At 68.4% G+C, this 13,518-nt stretch carries 12 protein-coding genes; 3 read left to right on the forward strand and 9 right to left on the reverse strand.

All coding sequences use genetic code 11. From position 1 onward, the window contains the following. The first annotated feature begins 143 nt into the window (after positions 1 to 143). Positions 144 to 1,160, forward strand: a complete 1,017-nt coding sequence (locus tag FBZ88_RS28110) for a M14 family metallopeptidase (RefSeq protein ID WP_186464639.1) — start codon at positions 144 to 146, stop codon at positions 1,158 to 1,160. A 12-nt stretch (positions 1,161 to 1,172) separates the two neighbouring features. On the opposite strand, the gene FBZ88_RS28115 is transcribed toward FBZ88_RS28110, so the two are convergent. The 3 genes from FBZ88_RS28115 to FBZ88_RS28125 all read right to left on the reverse strand — a co-directional run bounded on the left by FBZ88_RS28115 (position 1,173) and on the right by FBZ88_RS28125 (position 4,088). Beyond that, positions 1,173 to 2,963 carry a hypothetical protein gene (locus FBZ88_RS28115; protein ID WP_246138892.1) on the reverse strand — a complete coding sequence of 597 codons (1,791 nt, stop codon included), beginning with the start codon at positions 2,961 to 2,963 and terminating at the stop codon, positions 1,173 to 1,175. 220 nt (positions 2,964 to 3,183) lie between these two features. Further along, entirely contained in the window at positions 3,184 to 3,675 is a 492-nt protein-coding gene (locus tag FBZ88_RS28120; RefSeq protein ID WP_145620297.1) for a CreA family protein, read from the reverse strand. After that, complete coding sequence (locus FBZ88_RS28125) at positions 3,672 to 4,088, reverse strand: HRDC domain-containing protein (protein ID WP_145620298.1); 417 nt, start codon at positions 4,086 to 4,088, stop codon at positions 3,672 to 3,674. The genes FBZ88_RS28120 and FBZ88_RS28125 overlap by 4 nt, the downstream gene beginning before the upstream one ends. Positions 4,089 to 4,370: 282 nt before the next feature. Here FBZ88_RS28125 and FBZ88_RS28130 point away from each other — a divergent pair, with 282 nt between their 5' ends. Then, positions 4,371 to 4,688 (forward strand): 2Fe-2S iron-sulfur cluster-binding protein, encoded by a 318-nt coding sequence (locus tag FBZ88_RS28130; protein WP_145620299.1) that lies wholly within the window; start codon positions 4,371 to 4,373, stop codon positions 4,686 to 4,688. A 95-nt stretch (positions 4,689 to 4,783) separates the two neighbouring features. On the opposite strand, the gene FBZ88_RS28135 is transcribed toward FBZ88_RS28130, so the two are convergent. The 4 genes from FBZ88_RS28135 to FBZ88_RS28150 form a co-directional block, all read right to left on the reverse strand. Further along, a complete protein-coding gene (locus FBZ88_RS28135) occupies positions 4,784 to 5,551 on the reverse strand; it encodes a SapC family protein (protein WP_145620300.1) in 768 nt (255 codons plus the stop codon). 185 nt (positions 5,552 to 5,736) lie between these two features. Further along, the gene (locus FBZ88_RS28140) at positions 5,737 to 6,102 is read right to left on the reverse strand and encodes a hypothetical protein (RefSeq protein WP_145620301.1); all 366 of its coding nucleotides are present in this window, start codon (positions 6,100 to 6,102) and stop codon (positions 5,737 to 5,739) included. A gap of 169 nt (positions 6,103 to 6,271) precedes the next feature. Next, on the reverse strand, positions 6,272 to 7,339 hold the full coding sequence (locus FBZ88_RS28145) for a Glu/Leu/Phe/Val family dehydrogenase (protein WP_145620302.1): 1,068 nt from the start codon (positions 7,337 to 7,339) through the stop codon (positions 6,272 to 6,274). A 255-nt stretch (positions 7,340 to 7,594) separates the two neighbouring features. Next, positions 7,595 to 8,503: a peptidoglycan-binding protein gene (locus FBZ88_RS28150; protein WP_145620303.1), complete on the reverse strand. Its 909-nt coding sequence runs from the start codon at positions 8,501 to 8,503 to the stop codon at positions 7,595 to 7,597. A 285-nt stretch (positions 8,504 to 8,788) separates the two neighbouring features. On the opposite strand from FBZ88_RS28150, the gene FBZ88_RS28155 reads away from it, so the two are divergent. After that, positions 8,789 to 9,181: an Hpt domain-containing protein gene (locus FBZ88_RS28155; protein ID WP_145620304.1), complete on the forward strand. Its 393-nt coding sequence runs from the start codon at positions 8,789 to 8,791 to the stop codon at positions 9,179 to 9,181. Positions 9,182 to 9,257: 76 nt separating this feature from the next. Here the strand turns inward: FBZ88_RS28155 and FBZ88_RS28160 are convergent, their stop codons facing one another. Further along, positions 9,258 to 9,983: a response regulator transcription factor gene (locus FBZ88_RS28160; protein ID WP_004273058.1), complete on the reverse strand. Its 726-nt coding sequence runs from the start codon at positions 9,981 to 9,983 to the stop codon at positions 9,258 to 9,260. 286 nt (positions 9,984 to 10,269) lie between these two features. Beyond that, entirely contained in the window at positions 10,270 to 13,440 is a 3,171-nt protein-coding gene (gene putA, locus FBZ88_RS28165) for a bifunctional proline dehydrogenase/L-glutamate gamma-semialdehyde dehydrogenase PutA (RefSeq protein ID WP_145620305.1), read from the reverse strand. Positions 13,441 to 13,518: the final 78 nt, after the last annotated feature.

Here is a 13,518-nt window from a genome sequence, read left to right on the forward strand (position 1 = left end):
CTTTTACCATAGCGCAGGCTGGGGCATCCCGTCCCTTTCCTTGACGCGTCGGACCCGTCACTATTGCTCAACCAGCCCAATAGGGAAAAGACGGCGATGGTTCCAAGGGGTTCGGGCCCGACAGTCAGGGATGGATGCTCGTGATGTGGGACCGGTTCAGCCAGCCCCCCGGCCCCGCCACGCCCGAGCCGCCGCTGGCCATGCCGGACCTGCGCGCCCACCGCACCGGCAACACCGGCGTTCCCTATGTCTGGCGGTTCGAGGCCAAGGGCGAGGGCCCCCACGTCGCCGTCGTCGCCCTGATGCATGGCAACGAGCCTTGCGGCGCCGTGGCCCTGGATCGGCTGTTGCGCCGGGGGTTGCGGCCGGCGCGCGGCACCTGGACCCTGGCCTTCGCCAACACGGACGCCGCAGCGGGCGGCCGCCTGTTCGGGCCGGCAGGGACACCGGCGCGCTATCTGGACCGCGACATGAACCGCCTGTGGGCCGGCGTCAGGGCGGAGGTGCCCGCCCGGGGCCCGCCGCCGGTCTACCCCCAGGGCCGGGAACAGGCGCGGGTGGCGGCCATCGCCCCTTGGATCCTGACGGCGGACCTATTGCTGGACCTGCATTCCATGCAGGTGCCGTCGCCCGCGCTGACCCTGTGCGGCCGCTCCCCCCGCGCCCGCGCCCTGGCGGTGGCGCTGGCCGATCCCGGCTGGGTGGTGGCGGACGACGGGCATGCCGACGGCATGCGCCTGATCGACCATCCCCGCTTCTCCGCCCCGGGCAGCGCCGCCGCCGCCATCCTGATGGAATGCGGCCAGCACTCGGCCCCGGCCGCCGGCGTCCAGGCCTGGCGCGGCCTGATCCGCTTCCTGGCGCAGTCGGAAACCCTGGACGCCGCCACCGCCCGCACCCTGCTGGCGGAGGCCAACGCCCCCGCCACGCCGGCCAAGCCCACCGTGGTGGACGTGACCCACGTCATCCAGGCGGAAACGGATGAGTTCGCTTTCGTGAAGCAATTCCAGGGGCTGGAGCGCATCGCCGTCGGCGGCACCCTGCTGGCCTTGGACGGCAAACGCGCCCTGCACACGCCCTACGACGACTGCGTGCTGGTCATGCCTACGCGCACCCCGCGCCGGGGGCAGACCACGGTGCGATTGGGGCGGATTGTGTGACGCGGTCGCAGATCACATGAACTGGGCACGGCTCAGCAGGTCGTAGAAATTGCGCAGCACGGCGGCCTTCTCGGCCTCGGTCGTTAGCCCTTCGACGAATTTGGTGTCGAAGTTGGGCTGGCGCAAATGGCTGATGATCTGGTCGCGCACGATGCGCCGGGCCTTCGGGCTGGCCAGCACCTCCGCCCCCGCGAACTGCACCAGGCGGGTGGCGCGGACCCGCAGGCTGGCGGACGGGTCGTCCAACCGCTCGATCACCCGGCCGTCGATGATATAGGTTGCCACCAGGTCATCCAGGCGCGCACCCAGCTTTTCGCCCATGTCGCCCGGCAGGGCGTCGCCCTCCGTCACCAGGCGATAGAGCGCGGCGCTGGCCTCCATCTTCGGTTTCAGCGGCAGGGCGCGATCCACCAGGTCGTTCAGGCCGCCCACGCGGTTGGCGATCTCCAGGGCCTGGGCGGCGATGGCGGCACCGTCCTTGGCGCCCACGTCCGACCGCGCCAGACAGGCCAGGTAGGCCAGCCGCTCCGCCCCCGTGGGCAGCAGCTGCAGCACCGATTCCAGTGCCAGCCGGCGCCCCTCGGCCCCGCCTTGCTCAATGAAACGGTGATAGCCCATCAGCACCGCCTCGGCCATGGCCGGGCCGCCCAGCAGACCGTCGGGCCGCATCAGCCGGTTGACCAGGTTGCGATACTTGGCGATCTGCTGCAGCGGCTCGCCATGTGACAGGCGCTGGGTGCCCCGCACCTGGCGGCGCAGGAAATCCAGCAACACCGCGCGGGTCTCGTTGCCATGGGGCCCCGCCACCCAGCGGCTGATGGCCGCCGTGCAGGGCGGCGACATCTCGACCCCCTGGGGCTCGAACGTGCCGCCGATCAGGTCAATCATGCGGTTCAGGGCCGTCATCAGGTCAGGCTGGCGGCCCAACATGTCGCGCACCATATCGGGCGCGCCCAGCACATCGGCCAGCAGCTGGTCCAGCAGCGCCGCGTCGTCGGCCGGCAGGCTGTCATCCGACGCCAGGTCGATCAGCAGTTCTGCCTTGCCCAGCAGGCCGCGGATGTTCACCAGGTCGCGGCAGACGATGACCTTGCCCAGATAGGCCGCCTCCTCCGCCGCCGCGTCCGGGCTGCCGGCGGTCGCCGTGCCCAGGATCTCGTCCACTTGGCGCATGGTGGCGGCGAAGCCGATTTCCTTGGGATACGGCAGGGCGCGGTTGGCCACCGCCTTCTCCGCCCGCTGGCGCAATTCCTCCAGCACGCCGAGGATGACGTCGCGGCGGGCGCGGCTATCCTCCCCCGTCTCCTTGCTCTGCAGGGTGGCGATGCGGCTGACGGCGTTGGGAACCAACGCCTCGAAGTTCAGGACGCGCTTGGCCTCACCGGCGTTATGCAGCAACTCGGACGCGGTGACGCCTTTCTCATCCAGATACTGGCGCAGCACGCGCGAGATCAGCACCCGGCTGTCGAAGGCCAGGTATTCCTGCGGCAGCTTGCAGTAGTGCGCCTCCTCCACCGGGACCGGGGCTATGGGACGCTTGGGTTCCTGCCGGTATTCCGTATGGATGATGGTGTCGACGGTTTCCCCGCCACGGCCGGGGCGCACGAATTCGCGGATGATGCGCACGCCGGTGCGGTTGGGCAGGATACGCGCGGCCAACGCCCGGGCATCCTCCTCCTTGCGGCAGATCTGCTCGGTGATCCAATGGTCATCCTTCAGGTATTGCACCTCGAAGGAAACGCCACGCGGCTCGCTCAACGGCGGCGGCCTGTCCGCCTTGTCCCGCAGCAATCCCAAGACCATCGCCCGCCCCGACTGGCAATAGCGCCCGCGGGACGGGGAAGCCCTTCCCCGTCCGCGCCAGGCCATCTTCCGGCCTGTTGGCAGCCCCGCCACTAAGCCGAACGCACCATCGATGTATGGATGCTGCCTAAAGGGTGACGCCGCCCAAGTGGGTAGTCAACCGAATGATGTATGTCCGTCGGGGAAGGGCCTCGCTTTTTTACCCCGATTGAACAGGGCGTTAACGCTCCGGCTTGCCCTTGGTCCAGGTGGGGTTGGCGTTGAACAGCGGCACCGTGGAAATGGCCATCTTGGCCGACGCGTCCTTCACCTGGCGGCTGTAGACGACGTAGATCAGGGTGTCGTTGGCCCGGTCATAGATCCGCCGGACGGCGATGGACTTGAAGATCAGGCTCTTGCGCTCGGAAAACACCTCCTCGCCATGCTTGGAGGTGTCGATCTTGCCAATGACGATGGGGCCCGTCTGCCGGCAGGAGATGGAGGTGTTGGACGGGTCCTCGAACCAGTTCCCCTTGCGCAGCCGGTCAATGACACTGCGCGAGAAGCTGACGATGTGGCAGGTCACACCCTGGATGTCCGGGTCGGGCACCGCCTCCACCGTCAGTTCATTGCCCGTCCAGTCGTTGCTGAACGACCCCACTTCATCGGCGTTGGCGGTCCCCGCCGCCAAGCCGGCGAACGTCAGGGCGGCGGCGAGCAGCAGGCGCCTCAATTGGTCAGGTCTTCCATGGTCTGGCGGACGATCTGCACGATCTGGCCGCCGCGGCCGGCCACGTCGAAGCCGGCGGCGCTGCTGATGACCGACAACTCGATCTCCGTCGTGGGGGCGTAACGGGCGATCTCCGCCACCACGACGTTGGACAGGACCTCTTCCTTGTCCACGCCCAGCGACTTGGCGACCTCGGTCCGCCAGCTGTTGATGGCGGAGATGATGGCCGATTCGATCTGGGCCGTTTCCTCCTTGCGGCGCAGGTCCCGGTACTGGACCAGCACGCGCCAAGCCCCCTCGGCATAGGCGGTGTCGATGCGCGAAACCTCCACCGTACGCAGGAACGAGGCCAGGCGGGTCTCGTCCTCGTCATGCGCGGCGTCACGGATGGAGAAGGTGCGGATTTCCAAGGTCATGCGCTGTCCCGGTCAGAGGGCCCGGAGGGGGTCCGCCCGGCACTGGGCCGGCGGGCCACATCCATGGATATCCGGCAATATAACCGAGGCAGGGGCGCTTGACAGGGGGCTGAGGCGTCGCCGTGACGGTTTTTCGGGGTGGGCTTGCGGATTTTCGCCTCGCGCGCGCCTGCGGATTTCACTATCACCAGCCCGATCGTTCGCCGGCCGACGGGTCCCAGCAGGCCCCGGCATCCCGGCGGCCGGTCCGATTTCGCCGCCGCAGCCCAAGGAAAACGACCCATGCCCACGATCCACGTTATCGATGCCGATGGCGCGGAGCACGTCATCGAGGGGGATGTGAAGGCCTCCGTGATGGAAAACCTGTGCGATCACGACCTGCCGCTGGACGCCGACTGCGGCGGTTCCTGCGCCTGCGCCACCTGCCATGTCCTGGTGGACGCCGGCTGGGCCAGCCGCCTGCCCCCACCCAGCCTGGATGAACAGGCCTTGCTGGAGGAGGAGCCGACCTACCAGCCCGGCCGCTCGCGCCTGTCCTGCCAGATCGACTTCAGGCCCGAGTTGGATGGCCTGCGCCTGACCTTGCTGCCGCGCGGCTGAGGTCGGTGGCCACGTGAAGTCGTTGACCCATGTAAAGACGAAGGGCGCTGGTGATCCCTCACCAGCGCCCTTCGCATTCATGGGGTCGATCGACCTCAGGCCTTGGTGGCCAGCACCCGCTCCGACGCCAGTTCCGCCAGGATGCTCCAGCGGGACAGCGAGATGAAGTGGGAATAGACCAGGCCCAGGTAGCCGCGCTTGCGCCAGTCCAGGAACACGTCGTCCGGCAGCTCGTTGAACTTCTTCTCATCGATGATGGTGAAGCCCGTGAGGGTCATGCGGCTGTTGTCGTGCGACAGCGTCAGGTCCAGGCGCTGTTCCACCAGCAGGCCGCGGTCGTGCAGCTCCTTGCAGAACGCGCTGGTGGCGACGGCGGACTGGTTGAAGGTGGCGCAGAAGTTCAGGGCGTCATTGCCGGCGGCGCCGGCCTTATCACCCTCGAACAGGGGGACGTCGCCGTCCGGGCCCACCAGGTTGGCGTCCTCTTCCAGGCACAGCACCAGGCGCTCCCGGTCCGGCGTCTCCATCATCAGGAAGGGGTAGCGGCGGACATAGGCCGGGATTGGTGTGTTCTTGCGCCAGTTGCCCTCGCCGTCGACGAACAGGTTCTCGTCCGGGCGCACACCAGTCAGAACCACCGCGGCCGGGTTGTTGCCCAGGGTGAAGACGATGGGGTAGTGGCCGTTGAGGGAGATGAACTCCTCGCCCACGATCGGAATGGCGTTGGCGTTGGCGGCGTAGGAGAACGTCCGCTGCTGCTTCAGCTTCCAGTCCCCGTGACGGCTGATGTCGACGGGAACGGGCTCCCGGTAGAACGGAGGCATCTGGCCGGCTTCGGAATTGGCGGCGGCGGCGTCGGTCATGGTGAAAGGTCCTGGTTTACCGGTTAAATTCAAACTGACCGGGAATTGGACCCTGATGTGCGCGCCCTCTCCCCGACAGGATGGGCTCTGGAGTGCCGGAATTGTATGCGTGAGTCAACAGCCCCGCGACCCAGCCATGACCTGAACGCGTGACGAACTGTGACAATTCCGCCTTCATGCCCATGTCAGCGGTTGCGCAGCGTGGCCTTCTTGCGCTGAGCGCCCACCTCCTGCTCGCCCAGCCAGATGACCAGCGTGGCGGCGCCGGAGATGATCTGGAGCACCTTCTCGGCCTTGGCCGGCATGCGGATCTTGCGCGTCATGCAATAGTTCACGAGCGCCGCGGCCACTTCCATCTCGGCGAAGGTCGCCTCATGCATCTTGCCGTAATCGTCCTCGATGGGAAGCTGCACGGTGATGGGCGGCCCCTCGACGATGATGGGATCCTTCACCATGCCCACGGGCAGCTTGCGATTGAGGCGCCCCGTGAATTCCACGATCGCCGTCATCAGCTCCCGTTCGGTGAAGCTGATTGCGCGCAGCTCCTGCATGCCCGTCCCCTTGGATACCCCTGCCCCTGATTGGGGCAGGCGGCATCATATAGGCGGCCCGACGCCCAAGTCACCCCCACCGTAAGGATCATAATCATCCTGATTCACAACGAAAAAGGCCGGCCGCCCCACCGGGGCGCCGGCCTTTTCCGTCATGGTCTTCGGGACCTCAGGCGACCTTCGCCATGCCCTGGACGCGGCCGGCAGCCAGGCGTTCGCGCGCCATCTGGTCCGCCACCTCGTTGGTGGGGCGGTCCTCCGCGTCGGCGCGGCGGAAGATGTCCGCCAGCGTGCCGTGGATGGCCTCCACTTTCGCCAAGATGGCTTCCTTGCTGTAGGTGCCGCCGACCTCGCCCGCGACGTTGATGATGCCGCCGCCGTTGATGACGTAGTCGGGGGCGTAGAGCACACCCAAGGTCCGCAGTTGCCGGCCGATGGCGTCCACCGACAGCTGGTTGTTGGCGCCGCCGGCCACCACCTTGGCCTTCAGCTGCGGCAGCGACTGCTCGTTCAGCACGCCGCCCAGGGCGCAGGGGGCGAAAACATCGACGTCCTGGGCATGGATGACGGAGGGATCCACGGCCGTGGCGCCGTGGCGGTCGACCACCCGCTTCACCTGGTCGGCGAAGATGTCGCTGACCACCAGGACGGCGCCGTCATCGGCCAAGCGCTGGCACAGGTGGCTGCCGACATTGCCCAGGCCCTGCACAGCGACGCGCACCCCCTTCAGGCTATCGGTGCCCAGGCGGTGCTTCACGGCGGCCTTGATGCCCAGATAGACGCCATAGGCGGTGAAGGGCGACGGGTCACCACTGGCGGCGGCACCGTGGTTCAGGCCGGCCACATGCTTGGTCTCGCGGCCCATGACCTGCACGTCGGCCACGGTGATGCCCACGTCCTCCGCCGCGATGTAACGGCCGCCCAGGCTTTCCACCATGCGGCCGAAGGCGCGGAACAGGGCGTCGGACTTGGCGGTCTTGGGGTCGCCGATCAGCACCGACTTGCCCCCGCCCAGGGGCAGCCCGGCCATGACGTTCTTGTAGCTCATGCCGCGCGACAGGCGCAGGACGTCCTTCACGGCGTCGGCCTCGGTCGCGTAAGGCCACATGCGGCAGCCGCCGCAGGCGGGCCCCATGGTGGTGTCGTGGACGGCGATGATGGCCTTAAGGCCACTCTCCGGGTCACGGCCGAACAGGACCAGCTCGTGATTGTCGAAATCCGGAGCGTCGAACAGCATGGGGGCACTCTCCTGCCTGGGGCCCGGAACCATGGCGCCGGGCCGGTGATCCGGCCCATTCGCATGCGGCGGGGGCGGAACTGTCTGCAAGACGAAGCTTAGGGGCGGGATCTGGGCCGGTCGATTTCGTTGTTTTATTGCGCGGCGCAGCTTTGGCGAACACTTGGGCGTCCGCCGTGCAATGTCCTGTCGCGCCGCCGGTGTCGCGACTGGAATTCCCCGGAATCGGGTCGCGGTGGGCTGGAAATTGCCGGCTCAGCGGCCGACGCGCAGACCCGGCGGACGGCTGGGGCGGGCGGCGGTCTCGCCCAGGCGGGGCATGACGCGGCCGTCGGGCAGGCGGGTATCCTCCCCACCCAGCGACGGCTCACGCCGGACATCGCCCGGCCGGCCGCGCTTGGGCGTCTTGCGGCTGGGGCGGCGGCCGCTCCACCACCAGATGCCGGCCATCAGGGCCAGCAGGGCGCCGACGAAGCCCAGCAGGGCGTTGCGCGCCCAGTCCGGCGCGGTGATCTCGGTCGGCGCCTGCTCCGGCGTGTCGCCGGTGGACTGAGTCTCCACCGCGATGCGGCCGGCGCCGGTGGTGCTGGTCGCGTCCTGACCCGGAACCGGCTGGGCATTCGACGTCCCGCCAGGGCGCTGGGTGACGGAGGGCGGGGGCAGATCGGCCGGCGTCCCCGACGATGCCGCGGGGCCCGGGTTGCGCGACACGCTCAGCACGGTGCTTTCCTGGGCCTGACCGCCTTTCTCCACCCCCACGGCGGAGCGGGCGGCCTTGGGCTGCACGTCCTCTTCCTTCAGGCGCGGCTGCGAGGCCCTGGCGCGGCTGGCGGGGTCGGCGAGGTTGCCGACCGTCTTGTCCACCGGGCGGCCTTCCATCATGCGGGCGATGGTGTCCTGGTCCAGCTTGCCGGTAACCTTCAGCCCCTCGGCCTTCTGGTATTGCCGCAGTGCCGCGATGGTGGGCGGGTCCATGCGCGAGGAGGCGCGGCCCTCATACAGTTCCTTCTCCTTCAGGATGTTCTGGGCCCACTGGATGGTGGCGCTGTTGGGCTCGCCACCATTGGTGTCAGCCGGGGCGGCCAGCGCCAGGCCGGCGCCCGCCGTGGTCAGCATCACCGCCGCGATGGCAGAGGCGAACAAGGGCCGGCGGGCGTCGAACATCGTGAAACTATCCTCTTCCAGGTCACGTCACGGCGGGGGAAACTTCGGATCAGCGTGTTACAATTCACGCCACTTTGCCATGCGCATTTTAGCCGCCGGCCCCCGTGCATGCTGCATTGCGTCCAAACCAAGTAGGTATCTCTGACGGCGACTTTGGAGGCGCCCGGCGACAACCGCCCCAAAATCATCCGCCATTGTGTGAAAATAAAGGCATCGGGGACCCTAACGTTCCCCGGTCGGAAGCCAGACAAGACAACGAACCAAGACAACAAACGGAAAACGCCGATGACTGCGCACCCCGAGGCCGAGAGCTGGCCACTTGAAGACACGCCCACCCTGGACCGGGGCGTGCTGACCGCCCACATCAACGACTTGGGCGCGGAGCTGGTGCGTCAGATCGCGGAGAAATATCTGGACGACGCCCCGGCCAGCGTGGCGGCGGTGCGCGGGGCCCTGGAGGCGCAGGACCTGCCCCTGCTGCAGAAGCTGATCCACCGCCTGGGTGGCGGCGCGCAGACCGTGGGGCTGGCCGCCCTGTCGGCCCAGGCCCGCAAGGCGGAGCATGCGCTGCGCCAGGGCCATAACGACGAAGGCATCCGCGAGGCCACCCGCCTGTTGGCCCGGGTGGGCGGCGACCTGACCGTGCTGGACGAATTTCGTGCCAGTCTGAAGGACTGACGCCCATCCGGCTCAGACCAAACGGGCCCGATCCAGCCGGATCGGGCCCGTGGCGTTTCAGACGCTGCCGCGGAGTTTACGCCGGGCCAGTGACGTCGGCGCCCAGGCGGTAGCCCAGGCCCTTTTCCGTCAGGATCAGGCGCGGCTGGGCGCCGCCGTCGTTCATCTTGCGGCGCAGGCGGCTGACCAGCACGTCGATGGTGCGGTCGCTGGGATTGCGGTCGGTGCCGCTGACGGCGTCGATCAACTGGTCGCGCGTCACCACCCGGCCGCCAGAACGGACCAGCAGGGCCAGCAGCTCGAACTCACCCCGCGTCACCCGCACCTCGACACCCTGGGTGTCGATCAGGCGGCGACGGGCCAGGTCGATGGTCCAGCCGCCGAAACGGCGCACGGTGCCCTCGGCCCGGCGCATCTTGCTGGGATGGGTCCGGCGCAGCAGGTTGCGCGCCCGGGCCAGCAGCTCACGCGGGTTGGGTGGCTTGGTCACATAGTCATCGCCACCGGTTTCCAAACCGAAGACACGGTCGTCCTCATTGGCGCGCCGGGTGACGATGATGATGCCGACGTTGGAAATCTCGCGTATGTCGCGGGCGATGGAAAAACCATCCTCGTCCGGCAGCTCGATGTCCAGCAGCACCAGATCCGGGGGTTGCCGGATGATGGCTTCCCGCGTCTGCTTGCCATTGGCCGCCTCGGCGATCATGAAACCGGCCTGATGAAAGTATCCCGCCAGCAAGGCCCTGGTCGCCGGCTCGTCCTCAACGATCAGGACCAGCGGCGCTTCCACACTCTCCGTCATGACTCTTCCAACCCCCCTGCCGGCCATTGCCCCAAATGCACCGCCGGACGTTGGCGACAGAATGTCCCTCACGGGCCGCCAACGCAAGTCCCTGGCGAACCAAGGCTGTGCGGCGTTCCTATAGGGAAAAAGGCCAGGGCGGAATCGGAAAAGCCTCCCCCAAAAGAGCGAGGCGGACACTCATGGCCAGTCGCCACAAGTGCCCGCCCCGCCCTAACCCCATCATCCAAGGGTAATCAGGACCCGAGTCTTGGCCCGAGTCTTGACTATCCGACGCCGTGACTGGTCAGCCGCCCAGGCCCAGCAGGTCGGCGTTGCCACCGAAGGCGGTGATGTTCACGGTCAGCGTCTTTTCCGTGGCGAAGCGCAGCAGATAGTGCGGGCCGCCGGCCTTGGGGCCCGTGCCGGACAGACCGTGGCCGCCGAAGGGTTGCACGCCGACGACGGCGCCCACCATGTTGCGGTTGATGTAGGTGTTGCCGCAGTTCAGGCGCTGGAAGATCTCCTGCGCCCGGCCTTCCAGGCGGCTGTGCACGCCCAGGGTCAGGCCATAGCCGGTGGCGTCGATGTCGGTCAGCACCTGGTCCAGGCTGTCGGCCTTCCACCGCACGAGATGCAGGATGGGGCCGAACACTTCGCGCGGCAGCCGCTTCAGGCTGTCGATCTCATAAAGGCGGGGCCCGAAGAACGTGCCGTTGGCCAGGGCCGCGCCCGGATCGCACGCATGGATCAGCTTGGCCTCGCGGTCCATGCGCGCGGCATGGGCCACCAGGATCTCTCTCGCATCCTCATCGATGATGGGGCCAACGTCGGTGGCCAGGTCCATCGGGTCGCCCAGGGTGACCAGCTGCATGGCGCCCTTCAGCAGGTGCGCCATCTGGTCGGCCACGTCGTCCTGAACGAACAGCACGCGCATGGCGGAGCAGCGCTGGCCCGCCGACTGGAAGGCGGAGGTGATGCAGTCGTCCACCACCTGCTCCAGCAGGGCGGTGCTGTCCACGATCATGGCGTTCTGGCCGCCGGTCTCGGCGATCAGGGGAACGATGGCGCCGTCGCGGGCGGCCAGCGCCCGGTTGATCAGGCGCGCGGTCTCGGTGGAGCCGGTGAAGGCCACGCCGCCGATGCGGGCGTCGGCCACCAGGGCCGCGCCCACCGTCTCGCCATCGCCCGGCAGCAGGTGCAGGATGTCGCCCGGCACGCCGGCCTTGTGGAACAGGCGCACGGCGCGGGCGCCCACCAGGGTGGTTTGTTCCGCCGGCTTGGCCACCACGGCGTTGCCGGCGGCCAGGGCGGCCGCCACCTGGCCGGTGAAGATGGCCAGCGGGAAGTTCCACGGGCTGATGCAGACGAAGGTGCCGCGGCCGTGCAGCGACAGCTCGTTGCTTTCCCCCGTCGGGCCCGGCAGGCGGGTGGGCGCGCCGAACTGCTTGCGGGCCAGATCGGCGTAATAGCGGCAGAAGTCCACCGCCTCGCGCACCTCGGCGACGGCGTCGCCCCAGGTCTTGCCCGCCTCGCGGATCAGGATGCCCAGCAGGGCCGGGGTATCGGCCTCCAGCGCGTCGCCCATGGCGTCCAGGATGCGGGCGCGCCCCTCGCCACCCAGCGCGTCCCAGCCGGGCTGGGCCTGGGCGGACAGCGCCAGGGCGCGGTCGATATGCTCTGCCGTGGCATCGGCGGTGGTGCCCACGGTGCGGGTGCGGTCGGATGGGTCCAGCACCGGACGGGCCTTCTGGCCGGCCAGATCCTGGCCGCCGACGATGGGGCCGGCCGCCCAGGACTGGGCCAAGGCGGCGTCGATGCCGGCGCGCAAGGACCGCACCGTGGCCTCGTCCGTCAGGTCGACACCGCGGGAGTTGGCGCGGTCGTCACCATAGAGCTTGTCGGGGGTGGGGATACCGGCATGGCGCAGCACGGGCAAAGCCTCCAAAAGGGCGATCGGATCGGCAACCACCTGGCCCACCGGAATGGCCGGGTCCATGTAGGCGTTGACGAAGTTGCTGTTGGCGCCGTTCTCCAGGAGACGGCGGACGAGATAGGGCAGCAGGTCCTCATGCGTGCCGACGGGCGCGTAGATGCGCACGCGCGGCACGTTCTTCAGACGGTCGCGGGCGGCGGCGTACAGCAGGTCGCCCATGCCGTGCAGGCGCTGAAACTCCAGGTCGCGGTTGTCGCCCGCCAAGTGCAGGATGGCGGCGATGGTGTAGGCGTTATGGGTGGCGAACTGCGGGTAGATGGCGTCCTTGGCCGCCAGCATCCGCCGCGCGCATACCAAGTAGCTGAGGTCGGTGGCCGCCTTCTTGGTGTAGACGGGATAGTCGGCGTGGCCCTGGGTCTGGGAGAACTTGATCTCCGTATCCCAATAGGCGCCCTTCACCAGGCGCACCATCAGCCGGCGCCCGGCGGAACGGGCCAGCGCCGCCAGCCAGTCCACCAAATGGGCGGTGCGCTTCTGATAGGCCTGGATGGCCAGGCCCAGGCCGTTCCAGCCAGCCAGGTCGCCATCGCGCGCCAGGGCCTCCAGCAGATCCAGCGAGATGTCCAGGCGGTCGGCCTCTTCGGCGTCGATGGTCAGGTTGATGTCCCAGCGCTTGGCCGCCAGGCACAGGTCCTTCACGCGCGGCAGCAGCTGGGCCATGACGTCGGCGCGCTTGGCGAAGACATAGCGCGGGTGCAGGGCCGACAATTTGATGGAAACGCCGGGGGCGGCGTAAGGGCCACGGCCCGCCGCCGCCTTGCCCACCGTGTCGATGGCGTTGAGGTATGACGCCTGGTAGCGGTCGGCCTGTTCCCAGGTGCGCGCCCCCTCGCCCAGCATGTCATAGGAATGGACGGTGCCCTCGGGTTTGGCCTTCTTCGCCTCGGCCACCGCCTCGGCGATGGTGCGGCCCATGACGAAGTGTTCGCCCATCACCCGCATGGCCTTCATCATGGCGGCGCGGATGACCGGCTCGCCCGAGCGCTGGACCAAGCGGCGCAGCAGGCCGGGGGCGTCACCCTGCTTCTTGGTATCGACCTCCACCACCCGGCCGGTCAGCATCAGGCCCCAGGCGGCGGCGTTGACGAAAGCGCTGTCGGACTGGCCCAGGTGCTGGTCCCACTGGCCCTTCATGATCTTCTCGGCGATCAGCCGGTCGGCCGTGGCCGGGTCGGCGATGCGCAGCAGGCATTCGGCGATGCACATGAGGGCGATGCCCTCCTGGTTGGACAGGCCGAATTCCTGCATGAAGGCGTCCAGGGGACCCAGCTCCGACCGGCGGGCGCGGGCGGCGTTCACCACGTCCACCGCCTGGGCGTCGATGGCCCGGCGCTCTTCCGCCATCAGGCCGTGCGCCGCCAGCAGGGCGCGCACCGCCGTCTCCTCGTTCAGATGCTTGGCCCGGCGCAGGGCCGCGCGGGGGCCGTCAAGGTCGGGCGTGGCCGGGGAGGAAGAGCTGGACGGGGCGGTCGCCTGGTACATGACACTGCCTGGGGCTGGGGTGGGCGATTAATGTCGCGGATTATGGCGAGATCACCGGCATATTTCCCGCCAATTTAG

This window comes from Nitrospirillum bahiense, assembly GCF_007828025.1.
GTDB lineage: Bacteria > Pseudomonadota > Alphaproteobacteria > Azospirillales > Azospirillaceae > Nitrospirillum > Nitrospirillum amazonense.